The following is a 20,265-nucleotide window of genomic DNA, read 5'->3' as shown; positions in this document are numbered from 1 at the left end:
TGTATGAAGAAGATTATTTTAACAGGTGTTGTACTCAGTACAACACTTTCTTTTTTATCTGCACAAACAAAAAAGCCCAATGCCGGCAGCGCTGCAGCCAGAGGGAAAAAAGTGTATGAACAGTATTGCCTTACCTGCCACCAGGTAGATGGCAGTGGTGTACCACATTTAAATCCTCCTTTGATCAAAACCTCCTTTGTGCTTGGCGATAAACCAACATTGATACAGGTGATATTAAAAGGAATGCAGTCGTCTGTTCCGATAGATGATGAGTATTATTCCAATAATATGCCCCCGCATAATTTCCTGAAAGACCAGGAAATAGCGGATGTACTTACTTATGTAAGAAACAATTTCGGTAACAAGGCCAGTGCGGTTACAGCCGCTGAAGTAAAAGCGGTCAGGGCTAAAAATTAACTGAAAACTCCGTAGAAGAGGCCGGATCAAACGCTGATCCGGCCTCTTGCCGTTTAATGCGGCCCTGTATTATGTGCCTCGTTTATCGTATTTTTAAAATATGAAGATCCTCTGGAACTATTTGAAGCCTCACAGGTGGCTTGTCGTTTTATCTTTATTACTGGCGGGTATCAGCCAGATACTGGTGATGACAGATCCGTTGATCTTCGGCAAGATCATCGATGATTACGCAGGTAATGTAAAAACACTGCCGGAACAGACACTGGTAAAAGGCGTATTGTTCTGGCTGGGTGTTGCCATTGTGGTGGCCCTGATGGCCAGGCTGGCTAAATCCTTCCAGGAATATTTCCTGCGCCTGGCGGTACAAAAGTTCGGTATGCTGGTATTCAACGACGGGCTTAAACAAACCCTGCGGCTGTCGTTTGAGGAATATGAAGAACAACGCAGCGGCGAAACGCTGGCTATATTGCAAAAGGTAAGAACAGATACAGAAAGGTTCATCACTGCTTTTATTAATATTTTGTTTACCTCGCTGGTAGGCATGGGCTTCCTGATCTGGTACGCTATTACCAAACACTGGGCGCTGATTCCGGTATTTGTGATCGGTATTATTTTCCTGGGTGGACTCACTGGTTTGCTCAGTAAGAAGATGAAAACGGTACAAAGGGCTATCAACCGTGAAACCCTGCAGCTTTCCGGCGCTATTACGGAATCTCTCCGGAATATAGAACTGGTAAAGAGCCTGGGGCTTACCTTCCCCGAAATAAGACGGTTGAAAACCTTTACCAAAGAGATTTTTGACCTGGAAATGGAAAAGACCCGGCAGGTAAGAACGTTGTCTTTTTTACAGGGCACCACGCTCAATGTGTTAAAACAAAGCATCCTGTTTATTTTGCTGTGGCTGATCTTCCGGAATATACTTACCACCGGTGAGCTGATCACCATGCAGTTTATTACCACGGCTATTTTTGTACCGTTGCAGGACCTGGGTAACATCATTATCCAGTACCGCGAAGCAGAGGCATCGTTGCAGCTGTTTCATAAACTCATGCAACGCCCGGTGGAAGAGCGTCCCGAGGAGCCCGTGGAAATCGGCGATTTGCGGCAGATGCGCTTTGATGAGGTAGTGTTCCGTCATAAAACCGCTACTTCCAATGCTATTGATCATATTTCATTTTCCGTGAAAACCGGCGATACTATTGCGTTTGTCGGTCCGTCTGGCTCAGGGAAATCTACCCTGGTAAAATTACTGGTAGGACTGTATAAACCTGTGGAGGGAGAAATATATTTTAATGATGTGCCATCAGGTGATATCCGGTATAATGCGCTGAGAAGGCAAATCGGATTTGTAACACAGGATACGCAACTGTTTGCGGGCACTATCAAAGAGAACCTTTTGTTTGTAAAGTCGGATGCCACGGATGAAGAAGTGATTGAAGCCCTGGAGAAGGCCTCCTGTACCGCCCTGTTGGCGCGTTCCGGCAAAGGGATCTATACCAGGCTGGGAGAGGGTGGTGTGAAGCTATCAGGCGGGGAAAAGCAGCGGATCTCCATTGCACGCGCGCTGATCCGGCACCCGCGCCTGCTGATCTTTGATGAAGCTACTTCCGCGCTGGATTCTATTACAGAGGAGGCGATTACCGATACTGTAAGGAGCATTTCCGCCCGCAGGGAGCAGATCACGGTGCTGATTGCACACCGGTTGTCGACCATCATGCATGCCGACCGGATCATTGTACTGGAAAAAGGTAAGATCGCTGAAACAGGTACACATGAAGAGCTGGTGGAGCATAAGGGACTGTATTACGCCATGTGGCGCCAGCAGATTGGGGAAAGAAGGACTGCGGAATTAGCTGTGGAAAAGGAAACGCCTGATGAAGAAGATGAGCCTGGCTGGGATGCTTTATAGCATTCTATGGTTCCACCAAATAAAACTTAGTAAATAATACCCGAATCAAAAGAGGCTGACCATTACTTTTTGGTCAGCCCCTTACTTAACTATTGAGCTGGTGTCAAAATTATGTCATCAGCTATTACTAAGAGATTAATTTTATATGCTGGGAACTCAATGCTGAATTCAGCTCAAATAGGACCCTTTTCCATTAATGTATTAACGGGCCAGATATATCCAACCTTTAAACTCTCTGCCATTTGGATAAGTACAATTATAAAACGTCAGCGAGTAAAAATAGGTGCCTACTGGAGCCTCTTCTAGCGTGCCCTGTTTGAATCCATTCCAATAAGACATCCCACTAATTAGTCCTATGTCTTTCAGATTATCTCCAAAACCGTTTACCCCCACCTCATTTTCAAGATTTGCATAAGATCTTCCGTCCCTATCAACGATATTTAATTTGTATTTATAAGCACCAATAGGCTTGTTACTACTGATTGGATCTTTAGAGGCAGTTCTTATTTCCCAGGCGTCATTTACCTTATCAAAATTTGGACTAAAAGCGTTGGGAATAAATAGATTATCCAATGATCCTGTAGCTACTGGAGATACAGTAACCGTTTTCTGACCTATAAACGCCATATTATTTCCTTGGTCTAACACAGTTACAATGTATGTTGTAGGAGCGGTGGGCTGAGGTTCAATAATAATTTGTGCTTTATTCTCTGATTTGATAGTGGATCCCGGTGTAACAGCTCCATACAAATAGAAGTAGTTTCCACTACCTCCTGAGGCCGTTGTGGTTAGATCTCTTTGGCGACAATCTCTTATTCCAACAGTTATACCGTTAGATTTACCTGACCAGATACAGGATTAAACAAAACGAACATTGTAGAAATGAGGGATAAGCTAAAAAAGTAGATATTGAAGTAAAAGGTTTTCATATATGACTAATATAATTGGCTAAGAAAGGACGAAAATTTGTATCATGTTTAGTAAAGATCCTGGAATTAACACAGGGAGATTACTCGGGAATGCAAGAAACCCAGAAACGGCTTTCATTGGAACAATTACTTTAATTTTGGAGGATGAAACATGAATAACGTTCCCTGATAAAGGAACATCTCCTGGTTCAAGTAAGATGTGCCCATCAGAGGTTGCAGGTAAAAAAAGTATTCTCTTTTCATCTCTACCTTTGACGAATCCCTCCCCTGTGATAGTGATGGTATCTCCAATACGTACGGTAGTTGGTACAACTGAATAGATCCTGGGGGTAAGGCTTGAATAGAAATAAGCGGTGTCTACATATGGCCCCCCTTCTTTCTTAAGTACAAGCTGTGCTAGTAATTTATCCGAATCTGGAAAAACCCCAGTAGGCAATTTTAGTTGTATTCTGTTTCCCATGACGTTTCCTTGAACGGGGATACCGTTGATGGTAATAACATTTTTTTCCGGGTCAGGACTGAAATTTTTTCCGTAAACAGTAAAGGATTGTCCTTCCTTGACAAAGAGAGGACGAATGGAGTCAATGTTGAATTTATCGCTGGGTAACTGTATTGGAGGTTGTTTGTTACAGGCATTCAACATAACGCTCAACAAACAGAGGATCCGGAAATGACGTTGGTTCATTGTGGAGCAGTATTGGTCTGAATGGACAAGAGATGTTGGTTTTGTTTGCTAACAGATTTTAGTAATGCCGGATCATCCTTTACATCTGTTATTGTAATAATTTCAACAGTAGTTTTAAGCGAGTCTTTGGATTGGATGCTGGCAGTTGGCTCTTTGATTTCCTCTAACAGGTAATCCTTTTTGCAGGCATAAAGCAAGATACCTACTGAAATCAGAAGGAGGGGCAGTAGTGTTGGTTTTTTCATATATACTTTAAGGGTTTCTTAATATTGGTTGACGACAACAAACATCTTCATAGTGATACAGTTACAATGAAATGATACAACCACTACTATTTTTTACCCTTTGAAATCAGTACTTTTTCTAAATTTAATATTGAGGACAGGGTCTATGCAGGCACTTTCAAGGGTTGGGTATCATAATCAGGATCATAAGGGGTAGCACGACGTACTACTGCAAACACGGTGTGCAGTATTTTATTGCGAATATTGTTTCTGACCAGGTTGGAATGTTTTCCTGCAGCCGTTTTACGCTCGAAGTATTGCTGGGTATGGCGGTGGTGGAGTAATAAGGTACTGACACCACTACTAAGTAAAGACTTGAGCTTTTTATCAGCCTTTGACGATACTCTGGTTCCCCCTTTGATACTGCTGCCACTACTATGCTCAAGGGAGCGCCCCCACTGTAACAAGCCATTTGACGGCTTTTACTGAATAAGGTAAAGCATTCAGTGACTACTAACAGGTATGTTCCTGTGATAATTCCAAGTCCTGGCACAGAATGGACGAGTTTAAAGCATTGCTCTGTTTGTGGGTCACTATTAATCAGTTCCAACATCAATTTTTCCACTCTTTTGATCCTGGTATGCAGCAGCTTTATCACCTCCAAAGTATCAGCTACTACTTCCGCACCGCCCTGAATAGCCAGGCTGCGGACTTCCCTGGCAGGCACCGCCAGCAGGACTTTGGCTTTTACTAAACGATCCCTATAAGCCAGCAGCATTTTTAAGCGCTGTAAAAGTTGTGCTGGTAACTTATGTGGTTTTAACTCATCGGCATAGCGCCTGGTAAAACGAGCTATACTTAATGCATCCTGCTTATCAGTTTTTCCTCGTTTGACAGACAGTCCGTTGCTGATGGCCGAACCTGCTACCACACTGTATTCAATCCCTTTTTCGGTAAGATAATACCAAAGTGGTTGGCCGTAGATTCCAGTATGTTCCATGCAGATCAGGTACTCGTCTATGGCAGCTTTTGAGGTCAGCCATTGTACCATGCGTCTGAACCCTGTTTTGTTATTATCTACTCTGAGATAGACATTTTGGATATTGTTGCCTACCAGGCATACGTCTAGCCATTGTTTGGAAATATCAATTCCAACAAACAAGTTTTTCATATATGCTTAAATTACTGATGATTAAACGGTTAAATATCCTGACGCCCTTACTGGGTACATGTGCCCCGGCATTCTATTTAGGTTCTTTAACCTGAGAAGCAACTGTGGACTCATGCAACGATTAGGTCAGGAAACCTAGCGACGCTCTTAGTTTACCATAGTTGCCATTTATTTTAAGCAAGTTACGTATTATCATTAATATAATTACAATGTAGTCAGCTTTTAGATTTCTATACAAATCTAAGGGCGACGCCCGGGGCACACATAAATTCCGGGAATTACAAGATTGCCTGTTAAATCCTATTTAAACTTATATTTTTGTGCTCCAAATGATCGTTCCGTGGGCAAAAAATATTATATAATTGATTTCGACAGCACCTTCACACAGGTGGAAGCATTGGATGAACTGGCGCGTATATCCCTGCAGGACCATCCGGAAAGAGAACAGATTTATAAAAAGATTGAAGATCTGACCAACCTGGCCATGGAAGGGAAGCTTTCTTTCAGGGAAAGCCTGGCTGCCAGGGTACAATTACTGGAGGCCAACAAAGACCACCTGAAGTTATTGGTAAAACATCTGAAAAAACTGGTATCCACTTCTTTCTCCCGTAATAAAAATTTTTTCAAACATCATGCTGATGATGTGTTGATCGTTTCCGGTGGGTTTAAAGAATTTATTACACCGGTGGTGTTACCTTTTCATATCAAAAAGGAGAATATTTACGCAAATACTTTTTTGTTTAATGAAGAAGGGAAAATAGTGGGCTATGATGCAGCCAATCCTCTTTCCAACGAAGGCGGTAAAGTGAAACTGCTGCATGAATTGCAGCTCCAGGGTGAAATTCATGGTATCGGCGACGGGTATTCCGATTTCCAGCTGAAGGAATCGGGAATGATCAAGAAATTTTATGCGTTTACAGAAAATATAGAACGCAAGTCGGTTACCGAGAAAGCAGATCATATTACGCCAAGTCTCGATGAATTCCTGTATGTGAATAACCTGCCCTCCGCGATTTCCTATCCCAGGAACCGTATTATTTGCCTGGTAGCAGGAGATGTACCGGAAGCTGCTGTAAAATACCTGAAGAAAGATGGCTTTACGATTAAGCATGCAGGAACAGATGATAAGTTGTTGTCGGCTGCGGGGATATTGTTGTTGGGAGAAGGAGAGAAGATCAGTGCAGAGCAGCTTAAAAAAGCGGTGAAACTAAAAGTGATAGGTTACGCGGGCAACAGCAAAAAGCATATACCGCAGGAGCTTTGCACGGAAATGGGGATTGTGATTTTTGACAATATCCGCAAACCTGAATCCGTGGCAAAAAGAATTGCCAGGTTTATCAACAACGGAGATTCGTTTAAGAGCAGTAACTTTCCCAATATCCAGCTGCCCGAAGTGAAGAATGCGCACCGCTTTATCCACATTCACCGCAACGTTCCGGGCGTAATGGCAAAAGTGAACCAGGTACTGGCAGATCATCGTATCAATATAGTTTCACAGTTCCTTATGACCAACAAAGCGATCGGGTATGTGATCACTGATACCGGTAGTGAGTATGATAAAGGAATATTAAAAGAACTGAAGAAGATTAAAGATACTATCAGCTTCCGTGTATTGTATTGAGCAAGCCGGATAAATATTGAAAGCCGTATCGTTCAGCAGCGATGCGGCTTTTTTCTGGTAGTATTAAATCCTTTGTGTAAATAAATGTAAGTAACTGTATTAGGGGGATAAACCACCCGGGCAGGTGGAGCGAAGCGTAGCGGAGCCTCACTTCGCTCCACCTGCCCGGGGACGGCGGCAAAATGTGCCCCGTTTTTTTTACCTTTAAATACAGTTTTTTATGGACGAACAACAATCACAACTCCCGAAGGACTTTTTCAAACAGTTCAAAAGCAAGGAAGAATTCAATTCTTTTTTCAACAGCCTGTATAAGCAGGGCGTGGAAGAGATGCTCAAAGGTGAACTGGACGAGCATCTGGGCTACGAGAAGCACGCCCCGGAAGGCCGTAATTCCGGCAACAGCCGCAATGGTTCCTACAAGAAGAAGGTCAAAACCGATTCGCTGGGCGATATGGTGCTCAACATTCCCCGGGATCGCAACAGCGAGTTTGAGCCCCAGTTGATCCCTAAGGGCCAGCGCATGAGCGATAAATTGGAAGAAGCCATTATCGGCATGTATAGTCGAGGTATGACCAACTCCGATATCAGTGAGCAGGTAAAGGAGGTCTATGGCGTAGACGTCAGTGAAGGCACCATCACCAATGTTACCAACCGGGTGATCGAGCTAGTCAAGGAATGGCAGAACCGGCCCCTGGAGCCCTTATACTACGTTGTTTGGATGGACGGCATCGTGCTGAAGGTGAAGCAAAACGGTAAGTATATCAACAAGTGTATTTACCTGGTCATCGGCCTTAAAAAGGACGGTCTCAAGGAAGTGCTGGGGATGTGGATGGCAGAGACCGAATCGGCCTCTTTCTGGATGGCGGTTCTAACGGACCTGAAGGCCCGTGGAGTAGAGGATATCCTGATCGCCTGTACGGACAATCTCAAGGGCTTTACAGACGCCATTAGGGGCGTTTTTCCGGACACCGTTACCCAACTGTGTATTGTCCATCAGATCCGCAATAGCTGCAAATATGTGGTCTGGAAGGATCGGAAGGAGTTTTGTGCTGACCTGAAGGAGGTCTATGCCGCTCCCAATAAGGAGGCCGCCGAACATGCCCTGGAAGGCTTTGCCAAAAAGTGGGAACAAAAGTACAAGCATGCTATCCTGTCCTGGCGCAATAACTGGGACAACCTGACCAGCTATTTTGCCTTCCCCCTGGAGATTCGTAAAATCATCTACACAACCAATACTATCGAAAATGTGAACCGGGGGATTCGGAAGTATGTCAAAACCAAGGTTCAGTTTACCGATGATATGGCTGCCCAGAAGGCGGTCTACCTGGCCCTGATGAATATTCAAAAAAAGTGGAATGCGCCCTTGCACAATTGGGGGTTCTTACTACATCAATTTGTTACTATCTTTGAAAACAGATGCCGCGTCTAATGCCAGTTACTTCTGATTTACACAAACTATTTTATACTCTCTTTTTTCTGGCTCTTTGCCAACGCCCGAGTTGGGGTTTATAATAAAACCAAATGTCTCATTTATACCAATTGTGCTTTTAAACTAAGGTCCATACTTACGGCATGGTTTATTATTGCACCTACCGATATATAATCTACTCCTGTGGCTGCATAGTCTGCTACTGTATTCAAATTTATGCCGCCCGATGCTTCTGTTTCATATTTACCATCTATCAATTGTACTGCCTTGGTTAATGTGGGCAGGTCGTAATTATCCAGCATGATGCGGTGTATATTGCCCACACTCAATACGCGTTTTACATCATCAAGGTTGCGGGTTTCTATTTCTATTTTCAAATCCAGATTATTTGTTTGCAGATAGGCCACCGTTTTTTTAATAGCTTTTTCAATGCCGCCGCAAAAATCTATATGGTTGTCTTTGAGCATCACCATATCATAAAGGCCCATACGGAGGTTGACGCCGCCGCCTATGCGCACTGCTTCTTTTTCATACACACGAAACAATGGGGTGGTTTTGCGTGTATCCAATATTTTGGTTTTATAGTTCTTTATTTTTTCTACATACTGATTGGTAAGGGTAGCAATACCGCTCATGCGTTGCATACAATTAATACCAGCCTTTCTGCCATTAGTATGGTATGTACATCGGCAGCTACTTCAAAAGCTATCTCACCATTCTGTACGTGGTCGCCATCTTTTTTGTATAAGGTAAATGTTGCGCCGGGTTGCAGGTAATGGAATATTTCCTGTGCCAATGTAATGCCGGCCAGTATGCCACCTTCTTTTATCTTTAGTACGGCTTTCCCTTTTGCCGCCTTATCTATAGCGGCTAGTGTAGAGTGGTCGCCGTTACCAATATCCTCTTTAAGAGCTGCTGCAATAAACATCGTATTATCCATATACGCACAATATGAGTGCAAATATAATAAATGCCTTTTTTCTGCCTTCTTCCACCAATATTGTAATACTTCCGGATTTTCCGCATTGCGCAAACCATTTTCCCGAATCCATAACCTTGCTTTTATACCAGCAGCTAATTTTGCGCCTGATTTTTAAAATGATTCAACTAACCTATATGCGTTTACTTATCAACCGGACTGCGGTACTTTTATGCTTTTTTTGTACTGTATGTTTTTCCGTTAATGCGCTGGCTGTTGCTGAGCCCTTATCTGCTATCAGGGGACTGGTAGTTACATCAGATGGAGCGCCCGCAGCTTATGTAGCAGTGCAGATCAAAGAAAAGAACAGGGGAACTCTTACCAATGAGAAAGGTGAATTTGTATTCAGGAAGCTGATGCCCGGAAAATATACCTTGCAGGTGATGCTGATCGGTTATAAAACAATGTCGAAGGAAATTGTTGTGGAAGAAGACCAGATTGCGCAGGTAAGATTACAGCTGGAAGCGTCTGACAAGCAACTGAAAGAAGTAATTGTAAGCGGTGCCAGGAACAGGTATAAGAATGATAGCCTTTCCGGCTCATTGCGATTGAGAACTCCCATTCTTGAAGTGCCGCAAAATATCCAGGTAGTATCTGCGAATGTAATGGCTGATCAGCAGGCGTTTGACCTGGTAGATGGTATTACGCGCAATGTAAGCGGCGCTACGCGCGTAGGCCATTGGGATAACCAGTATGCCAACATCCGGATGCGTGGTTCCAAGATCCCGGCTTTCCGTAATGGTATGAATATAGAGGCCAGCTGGGGACCAACAGCAGAAGATGCCGCTATGATTGACCGCATTGAATTTGTAAAAGGACCTGCAGGTTTTATGCTGGCAGGGGGCGAGCCCGGTGGTTTTTATAACGTGGTAACAAAAAAGCCAACCGGTATCACCAAAGGAGCAGTTAACATCAGTATGGGAAGTTTCAGCACTTATCGCGCCGCCTTGGATTTTGATGGTAAACTGAGCAAGGATGGTAAGCTGCTGTACAGATTGAACCTGGCAGGGCAGCAAAAAGATTATTATACCAGGTACAATTATAACAATCGTTACCTGTTTGCGCCGGTATTGAAATACCTGGTAGATGACCGTACGTCCGTTACACTGGAATATACTTACCAGGGAGCCACCTACCTGGCTAATGGCAACTATGTTTTTTCTAAAAATAAATTATTGGATGAAAAGATTTCCAATGATTTCTTTTATGGAGATCCTTCCTTTACCCCGGGCAAACTGAAAGATCATAGCGTATACCTGTACTTCGATCATAAGTTTAACGACAATTGGGAGGCGCATGCGCAGGTGGCATATTTTAATTTCAGTATGGTGGCTAACAGCGTGTGGGCCGACAGCGTAGCGGTAAACGGGGATATGCGCAGGGCATACAGCATTGCTGACGAAGCAGGACAAAACCGTTTTGCACAGGCTTCCATTTCGGGGGAGGAATACACCGGAACGGTGCGGCACAGGATATTGGCTGGTGTGGATATGGGCAACAAAAAATTCTGGGGGGATTTCAGGCAGCTGACTTCTGATCTTAAAATGGGTGGAGGAAAAATGTTCAATGTGTATAACCCCGAATACAGCATTCCATTTGCATCGTTCCCGGTAACAGATCGCACCCAGCCTTTGGCTATAAGGGCGGGGGCCGGTGGATATGTTACATCTGTAAATTACACCTCCGCCTATGCGCAGGATGAGTTGGGCTTTTTCAATAACCGCCTGCGTTTATCGCTGGCAGGGCGTTTCACTTATGCTGAGACAGTTGGAAAAACCAAGGCGCTGGCTATTAAGGATAATGTATTTACGCCACGGGTTGGCCTGAGCTATTCGATAGATAAGTCCACTACCATTTATGGTTTGTTTGACCAGTCGTTTGTGCCGGTGGCTGGTGCTGACTCGAACCAGAACGCATTTAAGCCCATTAAAGGCATAGATGTGGAAGCGGGAGTGAAGAAGGAATGGTTTGATGGTAAATGGGTGGCATCGGCTACTGTATACCGCATTGCCCGCCAGAACGCTGTGGTGAACCTGGATATAAAGGACAGTCGCGGCGCTAACGTACAGGAGCAGCTGGGAGAAACACTTACCAAAGGTGTGGAAATAGATATTAACGGGGAAATATTACCGGGGTTGAATGCAACTTTGAACTATGCTTACACCGATTCAAAAATCTCCAAAGAAGCGCCAACAGCCATTACAAAAACGGTGGGAAATATTACGCCGAATACCGCCACGCATATTACCAATGCCTGGCTGAATTATCGCATTGGTAAAGGGTTTTTAAATGGATTTGGTGTAACGGGAGGCATCCAGTGGATGGCAGACAGGTATGTGGGGAGCGCTACGAGAGTGTTTAGTATTCCTAACTATTTCCGTACAGATGCCGGATTGAGCTATGTGAAAGGGAAATACAATGTATCCCTGCTGGTCAATAACCTGCTGGATAACCAGCGGTTGCTTACAGCCGCTTCTATTCCTACTACTGCCAGCGGCTTTTATAATTACATTGTGGAAGCGCGGCGCAATTTCAGGATGACGATCGGGTACCGTTTTTAGTATCCATCTTCCTAAAATAAAAAAGGAAAAAGGTGCACAGTTACCCGTGCGCCTTTTTCTTTTACAGGGAGGAAGTCGCAAATGGCCCTGTATAATGTCGCGTTAATACCTTCCGGGAATGCAGGGATTGTGGTAATTTTCAGTAAGAATTAAGCGATATGAAAACAGTAAGCACTATTGATCAGTACATAGCAGATTTTCCCCGGGAAATACAGGTGTTGCTGCAGCAAATGAGAGCAGCTATCAAGGCAATTGTACCTGAAGCGGGTGAGAAAATAAGTTACGGTATTCCAACATTTACATTGAACGGTAACCTGGTGCATTTTGGGGGCTATAAGCAACACATCGGGTTTTATCCGGGGGCTTCCGGTATTAAAGCATTTGAAAAAGAACTTTCTGTTTATAAGAATTCCAAAGGCGCTGTGCAGTTTCCGTTGGACAAACCGCTGCCCATTGCATTAATCAATAAAATAGTAAAGTTCAGGGTGAAGGAGAGCATGGCCAAAAATGCTGCCAGGCATACCGCCGCTCCCGGGGATCTTTTTGCTTCCCTACCGGCGCCGGCACGCCGTGCATTGGAAAGTAAAGGGATCAGGACTGTGCAGCAGCTTTCCAGGTTCAGCGAGACGGAAATACTGGCGCTTCATGGTATGGGTAAAAGCTCCGTGCCTAAATTGCAGCATGCGCTGGAAGAGAAGGGATTATCGTTTAAAGGGGGGAAGTAATTATTGGAGGAAACTGCTGAGCTCTTCCACTGTTTGCCGGGCGGTTCGTCCTACGCCTATCAGGGTAGCGGAGGCGAAGCCGGTCCACGAGCCGTAACCGGTTAACCAAAGGCCGTTGATACCTGTTGCTTTGGTGTTGTTTGTTTTAATCCTGCCATCTGGTTGTATTATTCCAAGTGGGGCCAGGTGTGAGAGGGCGGGCCGGAACCCTGTACAGAAGATAATTGCATCTGCCGCTTCCTGTTGGCCATTGGCCCACGCTATCCCATCTTTGTAAAAGTGATCGAATGCCGGGAGGAAATGTGCATACACACCTCTTTCTTTTGCTTCTTTTACAGAAGGCACCATTACAATATGCCCAAGTGAAGGTGGTTGATAATCCCTGCCCTGTTGTTTTGCTTCGTATTGCCGGGTAGCTGCGTCAAAAAGATATTTTCCGTCTATATCGTCCGGTAAAAATCTGGGTGGCTGTAGTGTGATCCAAAGGGTTGCAGCTACTTTCGAAACTTCTGCAAGGATCTGGGCGCCTGAGTTACCTTCTCCTACAATGGCCACGCGTTTCCCCGCGAATATTTCGGGTTCTCTGTATTGCGATGAATGAATCAGTGTTCCATTAAAAATGCCTGTGCCGGGAATATGAGGAATGAAGGGGTTGCTGAAAGTGCCGGTAGCGCTCACTACAGCCTTTGCATAGTAGTAGCCGGCGGTAGTGGTTAGTATAAATGTATCCTCCCGTTTATCCACTGCCGTTACTGTTACGGGCCTTTCTACCGGGAATTTGTATCGTGATTCGTAAGCGGTTAGGTAGGCGATGGTTTCTGCACGGCTGGGGTAATGATGCTGGCCTCCTGGCATAATAACACCGGGGAGTGAGCTCCATTGCGCCGGTGAGAACAGTGAAAGGGATTTCCAGGCATGCTGCCAGCTTCCTGCCGGAAGGGTAGCCGCATCGAGCAGGATATATTTCAATGTGGTTCTCCGGAGATAGTATGCAACAGATAGAGCGCTTTGTCCTCCGCCGATAATGATGACGTCGTATATGGTTGGTCTTTCGTTTGTCATATCCACAAATTACTAAACATCTGCTTATTGCGCATAGCTATCACTGCATACCAGGAAACATCAGGGTATTTATGTTATATCACCTTTTACTTCAGTAAAATTTCATTGTGAGGAGATATTGGAACACCGAAAGAATGCCAGTGGTAAATGTGAGGCCAGAGGATATCACAAAATAACGGAATTGCCGGAATATTTCCATTTTGACTAAATATTAGTCCGCTCAGGCTAAACCGGTATTGCGATTTGTTCCGAATTTTGAGCTATGAAAGCATATTTATTATATGAAGCAGGAGGAGCCGATAAACTGGTTCCCGGCGAAGCACCAAAACCTGCTTTAAAAAGCGGGGAAGTTTTAATCAGGGTAAAGGCTATCGGCATAAACCCGGCAGATGCAATTTATCGTAGTACACCAGCATTTATCACCCATATATTCGGCGAAGAGCGCCCCGTGATCATGGGTTGGGATATATCCGGAGAGGTTGTCGAAAAGTCAGATAACACTGATGGATTTGAGGTTGGTGATGCAGTTTTTGCACTTTTACAAAATGCCCGCGGTTATGCCGAATTTGTGGCGGTCAATGTAGGGTTGTTAGCTCATAAACCAGCGCATATTACTTTCGAAGAAGCTGCTGCTGCACCCATGGCTGGTTTAACAGCATGGCAGCCACTGGTGCATGGGATGAATATCAAAAAGGGTGACAAAATTCTTATTCATGGAGCATCAGGTGGTGTGGGGCACTATGCGGTACAAATAGCCAAATACCTGGGTGCGGAAGTAATTGCAACGTCTTCAGGGAAGAACCGGGATTTTGTTATGGCTCTCGGTGCGGATAAACATATTGATTATCAAACAGAAAATTTCCGGGAAGTAATTAAAGAGGTCGATTTTGTTTTTGATACTGTGGGAGGAGAAACATTGGAACATTCTATTGATATAGCTAAGCCGGGTGGCACCATTATTTCAATTGTGGCGCTTACACAGGAAGATATAATGTTCAAAGCGAAAGAAAAAGGCGTAAATTTATCTTTAAGAGCGTTGCAATTTAACGGGGATGATCTCAGGGCATTCGCGGGTTTAATGTCTAAAGGCATAATAAAGTCTTTCATCGACAGAATTTATCCTTTTACTGCTATCGCTGAAGCGCACACCCAGGTAGAAACCCGCCGTACCGCAGGGAAAATCGTACTTACAGTTTAACAGAATGATTCATCAGATAAAAACAATCGGGCAATTTTATAAGTTAAGAAATTTACCTCAACCGGAGCATCCTCTGATTAGTGTTATCGATATTGCTACTGCCCCTATATATAACCAGATAGAATCGGGAAATGTAGTCTTCGGATTTTATGTGATATCATTAAAAAAAGGCAGTACAGCAGAGACAAAATATGGCCGGCTACCCGAAGATTTTAACGCGGGCGTTTTAGGCTTCCGGGCACCCGGGCAGGTAGTAAAGGTAACACCCAACAAAGCTGTAAGTGCTATTGCATCAGGATGGATGCTTTGCATTCACCCGGATTTCTTATGGCATACGCCGCTTGCCAGGAAAATTAAGGCCTATGATTTCTTTTACTATGATTTCAATGAAGCGCTGTTTTTATCTGAAGAAGAACAAACTACGATCAATACAATTGTTGCAAATATTGCTCACGAGTTTCAAAAAGCCAGGGATATATTTAGTGAAAAGATTGCGATTGCTTTAATTGATGCATTGCTGGCATATATTGAACGGTTCTATCAGCGGCAATTTAATACCAACAAGGTTGCCAGTCATAAATTACTTGACAAATTAGATGATTTACTGAACAGATATTTTGATAGCGAAAAGTTATCCAAACCAGGTTTGCCAACTGTTGCAGCGGTGGCTGAAGCATTACATATTTCTCCACACTATCTGAGCGCAATGTTAAGATCAATCACCGGGAAGAATACCCAACAACATATCCATGAAAAACTCATTGTCAAAGCCAAAGAGCTGTTATCCACTACCGATTTGTCAGTTAGTGAGATCGCTTACGCTTTAGGCTTCGAACATTTGCAATCGTTCAGCAAATTGTTTAAAACAAAAACCAATCAATCACCGTTGGAGTTCAGACAATCCTTTAATTAGTATGAACCCGCAGCTAATTATTTGCTATACAAGAGAAACGGAATTACAGCGGAACGGTATATAGGTAAGCAGGAGAGGACGGAACAAGTTATAAGTAATAACTGACGGCGATAGTGTAATCGTACATTACCTTCGCCAGTAGACTAAGAATTTATGCCTTCAATGCGGAGCAAGTTGAAAAGTTGGGGGATGTCCATAAATTTTAAGCATAGAGTTTAGTTAATCTATAGAGAAAGAATTCTACATCCCGCACCCCTCGTAGTGCATTTCTAAAGGCCTTTACTTTTGCATTGAATGATTCTGCCGCCGCATTGGTGGCTCTGTTGTTGAAGAAGTTGAGGATACCCAGATAATGAGTTCTGATAGTCCTGGCAACGGTCTTGAAGGATAAAATCCCCGCTTCCTCCACGTCATTATACCACAAAGCCAGCTTCTTAAATGCTTCTTCTTTACACTTACAATGTCTGTAAACCTCACCGAGTCGCAGGGATAGCTGGTAGGATTTATGAATAAGGGGGTAATGACTAAATAAAAGTTCCGCTCTCTGCTGCTGCTCTCTGGTCCATAGTCTGGGATGCTTAAATAGCAAGTATCGGCTTCTGGCCAGCAGCTGTTTAGCTGTATCGCCGTTAGCGAGCCTGACTGGCTCATACTTCATTGCGGCTCGTTTTGCCTGCTCGTATTCCAGATTCTCCTGTTCCAGGGCTTCCCAGCGATGCTTTATTCTGATTTCCTGTACCGCATCAAAAGCCAGGTGTTGCACATGGAAGCGATCTATCACCCGATGGGCGTTAGGGAAACAGGCTTTAACAGCGCTATTAAGGCTACCAGACATATCGATGGTAACTTCCTGTACCATCCTACGCAGGCGCTTAGGGATTTTAAACAGTATTTCTTTCAGAAATTCAGACTGAGTGCCCTTGATCATAGCCACTATTGAGCCTTTGCGCCCTTTGGCCAGCTTATTAGTGACAATTGTATACAGTTCTCCACTGGAAAAGGCTGTCTCGTCTATACTTAAAGCGGCACCAATGTTTTGTTCAAAAAGCATCCATTCAGTAGCATGTTCTTTCTGCTCCCAACTGGAAAAATCACTTAAATGATGTTTGTATTGTTGCCCGAGTTGTTTACCGTCAACATTGTAAAGATGGCCAAGTTGAACGGGGCTGATGGGGTGATTATCTAAGTAGTCCTTTTAAAAAATAACCGAATTCCAATGTCATTCGCGTTCCTTTTTTCACTATTTCCCAATCTCTTGTTACTGTTTCTCCGGTGGCTACAACCTCCCACCGACGCCGCTTTACATATAAAGTAACCTTCTTTCTGCGGATAGGAAAATCCTGAACAGCAACGGGAGGAAGAAAGTCTTTGGCGTGAAGTTTTTTATGCTGATGCTCAGCTGGAACAATATTCTTTTCTTCTAAATAAATACTTATTTCAGTCTCACTTTGACAAGCATCAGTTATCTCGAAATAATATAAAATCCCTTCTGGTAGCAGGGCCTCGATCAGAAGGCTAAAATTCTTATCCACGGCTATTAATCTTAATTGGGTGCAAAAAAACTATTTTTTTACATATCCCCCAACTTTTCAACTTGATCCGTTTTGCGCCAAAGGTCACCTGTCAATACCCCCGAAAATGCAAAAGGGACAAATCATCCGTCTGATGATTTGTCCCTTTTCGCGGACCGGACGGGACTCGAACCCGCGACCTCCGCCGTGACAGGGCGGCATTCTAACCAACTGAACTACCGATCCTTCCTACAGTCAAGCTTTTCAGCCATTCTGTATTCCCCGTTTGGGGTTGCAAATATATAAATAATAAATTCAATTCTCCAAATATTTCTCTCAGGTTCCTTTTTTATACTCCAGTAATGCCAGCCGCCCATAGTGATCTGATATGCGCGTGGTTTCCGGCAAACGGTATTGTGTGCATAGTTTCAGCACAATACCTGTAGCAGTTGACAGGGATATTTTATGACCTGTGGAAACAAATACAGGGTTAATAGCGGTTTGTGTGCGCAGGGCATTGCCTATATGTTCCCCTGCATCCAGCAGTGGAGCAATACTTCCCCTTTCTTCTCCCAGCTGGCTGTATTCACCACATAGCCGTGTTTTACCGCAGCCGATCACGGGTTTGTTAACTGTAACTCCAAAATGACAGGCCATTCCAAAACGGCGCTGATGGGCCAGGCCCTGGCCATCGCAAATAATGAGGTCTGGCTGCAGGGGCAGTTTTTCCCAGGCCTTTAATAACGGGGGCATTTCCCGGAAAGAGAACAACCCTGGTATGTAGGGAAAAGTAACTTCCATACAATGGGTAGCTATGGCCACTACCTGCAGGGTAGCATAATCCAGCAGCACAATGCTGCCTGCAATCAGGTTGGAATCTTTATCGTATTCCACATCGGTGCCGGCAATAATTTTTATGGTATCCGGCAATTCATCTGTGATGATCACCTGCCGGCGTAATTCTTCCTGAATGGCAATAGCTGCATCTTCGGTTAGCATAAACAGGCTTTAAAAACAAACCGGAAGATACCACTTTTGAGGTAAGATGTACACTTATAAATATTCTTTACCGTTTGAAAAAGTAAATTTATATTTGGCTGACGCCAATCAGTCCACATTAAACGATCAATCAAAATACAGTAACAATTTTTTTTACGAATGAATAGTACAAAAGTGGTACTACTTCCTTTTGTCGGGATTTGCTAAATCGATTTTTACTAGAAAAAAGAGCCTGGAATTCGCAACGTTAATATCCACGTAATATTAGACATTTACTTTTGTAGGGACTGTTATATTTCAACTTATGTCTGCGCTTAAGAAAGTATCTTTCCATCATACAACCGGTATGTCCGGTCAGGCTCATTTCGAGGCTTCCGTAGCTGCCTACTGGGATAAGTTACTGGGCATTGCCGTGGCGAAAACAAACCCGCACGACGCATTTGATATTGTACAGGATGTGTTACTTTCATTATGGATGAAATGGGAGGAAGTGCCGAAAGATGAAACACTGGAATTTTACCTGCTCAACGCATTGAAGCTGCGTATCTTTAAATATTACCGTACAAATGGCCGTTACCAGGCACACCTGAAAAAGCTGGAAATATTATTGAATAATACCCTGGAATCACCTGGCGCCATTGCTTCCGATGAGTTGCACGGATTAAAGGAAACCATTATCAATGAAGCCCTGGAAATACTTTCTCCCAGCCAGCGGCAATTATTTATTCTTCGCGTAAACCATCATTATTCTTACCAGAAAATAGCACAGCAACTTGGTATAGACGCAGGATCGGCGCGGGTTTTATACAGCCGTGCCCTCAAACAGGTAAAAGCACATATTAAAGCAAATCCGGCTTTGTCTGCCAGCCTTGTTTCCTCTTTTTTGCTGTTTACAATTTCTTAACCTTAGGGCGAGTTAACATTTTTTGTGTTGCGGGTATTCATTAACAGATGGCAACACAAAAATATCCCAGGGCCGAAGCCCTGTTGAAAAAATTTCATGCGGGAAAATGTACGCCCGAAGAACTGGCACTACTGGACAACTGGTATGACGGTTTAAACAGCGATGCAAACCTGTCAGCCCTGGAATCAAACCTTTACCGGCAACAGTTCCTGGCCAACTTCCATAGTATGCTGCCGGCTACACCTGTGGCCTGGTGGAAAAAACGTTCCATCCAATGGGCAGCTGCAGCCAGTATATTATTACTGGCAGGCGCCGGGTTTATGTGGGCCCGTTATACACAGAAATCATCTGCTCCCCTGGCTGGCTTAAAATCATTCCAGGTAACCAATGAAACCAATGAGATAAAACTGGTGGTATTGCCGGATAGTTCCCGCATCTGGCTGAATACAGCAGCTTCACTTCGGTGGAAGGAAGACTTTAATAAACAGAATCGCAATGTACAACTTACCGGAGAAGGCTTCTTCGAAGTACAGGGCAACCGGAACAAGCCATTCGTTATCCGCACCCGCGATCTTGCTATCCAGGTGCTGGGCACACAATTTAACGTGGAAGCCTATGCCGGCGAAGGACTTACCCGCGTGTCCCTGGTACAGGGTAAAGTAAAAGTACGCACGGGAAAAGACAGTACTGTATTGAAACCCGGCTATGCCGCTGCCTATAATAATGAAGACAAAGCACTAAATATTTCCGCTACGGAAGCAGGAAAAGTGGCTGCCTGGAAAGAAGGCGCCTTCAGCGCTACTGATCTCCCTTTCAAAGATGCCGTAATGCGATTGTGCACACGCAACGGTTATCAGGTGAAATGGGAAAATACACAGGGCATCGAAAAGAATGTATCTGTGCTTTTCAAAAAAGACAGCTTCAGAAAAATGCTGGGAAATCTATGCTACATCAGTCGTAAACAATTCCGTATTTCTGACAGACAGGTGATCATCTATTAAAAAACACGTGAACGCTCCTGAAAAATT

General features: G+C 44.0%; 20 protein-coding genes and 1 tRNA gene. 10 read left to right on the top strand and 11 right to left on the bottom strand.

The window, feature by feature from the left end; all coding sequences use genetic code 11:
• The first annotated feature begins 3 nt into the window (after positions 1 to 3).
• The gene (locus FN124_RS04680) at positions 4 to 417 is read left to right on the top strand and encodes a c-type cytochrome (RefSeq protein ID WP_142683606.1); all 414 of its coding nucleotides are present in this window, start codon (positions 4 to 6) and stop codon (positions 415 to 417) included.
• 100 nt (positions 418 to 517) lie between these two features.
• Positions 518 to 2,326 carry an ABC transporter ATP-binding protein gene (locus tag FN124_RS04675; RefSeq protein ID WP_142683605.1) on the top strand — a complete coding sequence of 603 codons (1,809 nt, stop codon included), beginning with the start codon at positions 518 to 520 and terminating at the stop codon, positions 2,324 to 2,326.
• A gap of 201 nt (positions 2,327 to 2,527) precedes the next feature.
• Here FN124_RS04675 and FN124_RS04670 read toward each other — a convergent pair whose 3' ends face one another.
• The 4 genes from FN124_RS04670 to FN124_RS04655 all read right to left on the bottom strand — a co-directional run bounded on the left by FN124_RS04670 (position 2,528) and on the right by FN124_RS04655 (position 5,335).
• Positions 2,528 to 3,076 carry a T9SS type B sorting domain-containing protein gene (locus FN124_RS04670; RefSeq protein WP_142683604.1) on the bottom strand — a complete coding sequence of 183 codons (549 nt, stop codon included), beginning with the start codon at positions 3,074 to 3,076 and terminating at the stop codon, positions 2,528 to 2,530.
• 198 nt (positions 3,077 to 3,274) lie between these two features.
• The gene (locus FN124_RS04665; RefSeq protein WP_142683603.1) at positions 3,275 to 3,940 is read right to left on the bottom strand and encodes an IPT/TIG domain-containing protein; all 666 of its coding nucleotides are present in this window, start codon (positions 3,938 to 3,940) and stop codon (positions 3,275 to 3,277) included.
• Positions 3,937 to 4,185 (bottom strand): hypothetical protein, encoded by a 249-nt coding sequence (locus tag FN124_RS04660; RefSeq protein ID WP_142683602.1) that lies wholly within the window; start codon positions 4,183 to 4,185, stop codon positions 3,937 to 3,939. The genes FN124_RS04665 and FN124_RS04660 overlap by 4 nt, the downstream gene beginning before the upstream one ends.
• Positions 4,186 to 4,390: 205 nt before the next feature.
• A complete protein-coding gene (locus FN124_RS04655; protein WP_142683601.1) occupies positions 4,391 to 5,335 on the bottom strand; it encodes an IS110 family transposase in 945 nt (314 codons plus the stop codon).
• A gap of 340 nt (positions 5,336 to 5,675) precedes the next feature.
• Here FN124_RS04655 and FN124_RS04650 point away from each other — a divergent pair, with 340 nt between their 5' ends.
• A complete protein-coding gene (locus tag FN124_RS04650) occupies positions 5,676 to 6,956 on the top strand; it encodes an HAD-IB family phosphatase (protein WP_142683600.1) in 1,281 nt (426 codons plus the stop codon).
• Positions 6,957 to 7,176: 220 nt separating this feature from the next.
• Complete coding sequence (locus FN124_RS04645) at positions 7,177 to 8,385, top strand: IS256 family transposase (protein ID WP_142683371.1); 1,209 nt, start codon at positions 7,177 to 7,179, stop codon at positions 8,383 to 8,385.
• A gap of 101 nt (positions 8,386 to 8,486) precedes the next feature.
• Here FN124_RS04645 and nadC read toward each other — a convergent pair whose 3' ends face one another.
• Both nadC and FN124_RS31360 read right to left on the bottom strand, forming a co-directional pair.
• Complete coding sequence (gene nadC, locus FN124_RS31365) at positions 8,487 to 9,029, bottom strand: carboxylating nicotinate-nucleotide diphosphorylase (protein ID WP_260607327.1); 543 nt, start codon at positions 9,027 to 9,029, stop codon at positions 8,487 to 8,489.
• Positions 9,017 to 9,325, bottom strand: a complete 309-nt coding sequence (locus FN124_RS31360) for a beta/alpha barrel domain-containing protein (protein ID WP_260607326.1) — start codon at positions 9,323 to 9,325, stop codon at positions 9,017 to 9,019. The genes nadC and FN124_RS31360 overlap by 13 nt, the downstream gene beginning before the upstream one ends.
• A 176-nt stretch (positions 9,326 to 9,501) precedes the next feature.
• Between FN124_RS31360 and FN124_RS04635 the strand changes: the two genes are divergently transcribed.
• Together FN124_RS04635 and FN124_RS31355 are read left to right on the top strand one after the other, a co-directional pair.
• On the top strand, positions 9,502 to 11,925 hold the full coding sequence (locus FN124_RS04635) for a TonB-dependent receptor (protein ID WP_221887730.1): 2,424 nt from the start codon (positions 9,502 to 9,504) through the stop codon (positions 11,923 to 11,925).
• Between the two features lie 158 nt (positions 11,926 to 12,083).
• Positions 12,084 to 12,650, top strand: a complete 567-nt coding sequence (locus FN124_RS31355) for a DUF1801 domain-containing protein (protein ID WP_142683599.1) — start codon at positions 12,084 to 12,086, stop codon at positions 12,648 to 12,650.
• Here FN124_RS31355 and FN124_RS04625 read toward each other — a convergent pair whose 3' ends face one another.
• On the bottom strand, positions 12,651 to 13,712 hold the full coding sequence (locus FN124_RS04625; RefSeq protein ID WP_142683598.1) for an ArsO family NAD(P)H-dependent flavin-containing monooxygenase: 1,062 nt from the start codon (positions 13,710 to 13,712) through the stop codon (positions 12,651 to 12,653).
• 262 nt (positions 13,713 to 13,974) lie between these two features.
• Between FN124_RS04625 and FN124_RS04620 the strand changes: the two genes are divergently transcribed.
• Positions 13,975 to 14,910 (top strand): NADP-dependent oxidoreductase, encoded by a 936-nt coding sequence (locus FN124_RS04620; RefSeq protein ID WP_142683597.1) that lies wholly within the window; start codon positions 13,975 to 13,977, stop codon positions 14,908 to 14,910.
• Positions 14,911 to 14,914: 4 nt separating this feature from the next.
• Positions 14,915 to 15,823 (top strand): helix-turn-helix domain-containing protein, encoded by a 909-nt coding sequence (locus FN124_RS04615; RefSeq protein WP_142683596.1) that lies wholly within the window; start codon positions 14,915 to 14,917, stop codon positions 15,821 to 15,823.
• Between the two features lie 202 nt (positions 15,824 to 16,025).
• Here FN124_RS04615 and FN124_RS04610 read toward each other — a convergent pair whose 3' ends face one another.
• From FN124_RS04610 to nfi, 4 genes are all read right to left on the bottom strand, one after another.
• Complete coding sequence (locus FN124_RS04610) at positions 16,026 to 16,994, bottom strand: ISAon1 family transposase (protein WP_142683595.1); 969 nt, start codon at positions 16,992 to 16,994, stop codon at positions 16,026 to 16,028.
• Positions 16,995 to 17,001: 7 nt separating this feature from the next.
• Positions 17,002 to 17,355, bottom strand: a complete 354-nt coding sequence (locus tag FN124_RS04605) for an ISAon1 family transposase N-terminal region protein (protein ID WP_260607324.1) — start codon at positions 17,353 to 17,355, stop codon at positions 17,002 to 17,004.
• A 151-nt stretch (positions 17,356 to 17,506) separates the two neighbouring features.
• A tRNA-Asp gene (locus tag FN124_RS04600) sits at positions 17,507 to 17,580 on the bottom strand.
• A gap of 90 nt (positions 17,581 to 17,670) precedes the next feature.
• Positions 17,671 to 18,333 (bottom strand): deoxyribonuclease V, encoded by a 663-nt coding sequence (gene nfi, locus FN124_RS04595; RefSeq protein ID WP_142683593.1) that lies wholly within the window; start codon positions 18,331 to 18,333, stop codon positions 17,671 to 17,673.
• Positions 18,334 to 18,637: 304 nt separating this feature from the next.
• On the opposite strand from nfi, the gene FN124_RS04590 reads away from it, so the two are divergent.
• Both FN124_RS04590 and FN124_RS04585 read left to right on the top strand, forming a co-directional pair.
• Positions 18,638 to 19,237, top strand: a complete 600-nt coding sequence (locus tag FN124_RS04590; RefSeq protein WP_142683592.1) for an RNA polymerase sigma factor — start codon at positions 18,638 to 18,640, stop codon at positions 19,235 to 19,237.
• 47 nt (positions 19,238 to 19,284) lie between these two features.
• Positions 19,285 to 20,238, top strand: a complete 954-nt coding sequence (locus FN124_RS04585) for a FecR family protein (protein WP_142683591.1) — start codon at positions 19,285 to 19,287, stop codon at positions 20,236 to 20,238.
• The last annotated feature ends 27 nt before the right edge of the window (positions 20,239 to 20,265 follow it).

It is taken from the genome of Chitinophaga polysaccharea, assembly GCF_902150045.1.
Lineage (GTDB): Bacteria > Bacteroidota > Bacteroidia > Chitinophagales > Chitinophagaceae > Chitinophaga > Chitinophaga polysaccharea_A.
This window is presented reverse-complemented; position numbering and strand designations above follow the sequence as displayed.

Bases quoted from the DNA above. Each gene is read 5' to 3' on its own strand.
- FN124_RS04680 (WP_142683606.1), top strand. From the start codon at position 4: ATGAAGAAGATTATTTTAACAGGTGTTGTACTCAGTACAACACTTTCT.
- FN124_RS04675 (WP_142683605.1), top strand. From the start codon at position 518: ATGAAGATCCTCTGGAACTATTTGAAGCCTCACAGGTGGCTTGTCGTT.
- FN124_RS04665 (WP_142683603.1), bottom strand. From the start codon at position 3,940: ATGAACCAACGTCATTTCCGGATCCTCTGTTTGTTGAGCGTTATGTTG.
- FN124_RS04660 (WP_142683602.1), bottom strand. From the start codon at position 4,185: ATGAAAAAACCAACACTACTGCCCCTCCTTCTGATTTCAGTAGGTATC.
- FN124_RS04655 (WP_142683601.1), bottom strand. From the start codon at position 5,335: ATGAAAAACTTGTTTGTTGGAATTGATATTTCCAAACAATGGCTAGAC.
- FN124_RS04645 (WP_142683371.1), top strand. From the start codon at position 7,177: ATGGACGAACAACAATCACAACTCCCGAAGGACTTTTTCAAACAGTTC.
- nadC (WP_260607327.1), bottom strand. From the start codon at position 9,029: ATGCAACGCATGAGCGGTATTGCTACCCTTACCAATCAGTATGTAGAA.
- FN124_RS31360 (WP_260607326.1), bottom strand. From the start codon at position 9,325: ATGGATAATACGATGTTTATTGCAGCAGCTCTTAAAGAGGATATTGGT.
- FN124_RS04635 (WP_221887730.1), top strand. From the start codon at position 9,502: ATGCGTTTACTTATCAACCGGACTGCGGTACTTTTATGCTTTTTTTGT.
- FN124_RS31355 (WP_142683599.1), top strand. From the start codon at position 12,084: ATGAAAACAGTAAGCACTATTGATCAGTACATAGCAGATTTTCCCCGG.
- FN124_RS04625 (WP_142683598.1), bottom strand. From the start codon at position 13,712: ATGACAAACGAAAGACCAACCATATACGACGTCATCATTATCGGCGGA.
- FN124_RS04620 (WP_142683597.1), top strand. From the start codon at position 13,975: ATGAAAGCATATTTATTATATGAAGCAGGAGGAGCCGATAAACTGGTT.
- FN124_RS04615 (WP_142683596.1), top strand. From the start codon at position 14,915: ATGATTCATCAGATAAAAACAATCGGGCAATTTTATAAGTTAAGAAAT.
- nfi (WP_142683593.1), bottom strand. From the start codon at position 18,333: ATGCTAACCGAAGATGCAGCTATTGCCATTCAGGAAGAATTACGCCGG.
- FN124_RS04590 (WP_142683592.1), top strand. From the start codon at position 18,638: ATGTCTGCGCTTAAGAAAGTATCTTTCCATCATACAACCGGTATGTCC.
- FN124_RS04585 (WP_142683591.1), top strand. From the start codon at position 19,285: ATGGCAACACAAAAATATCCCAGGGCCGAAGCCCTGTTGAAAAAATTT.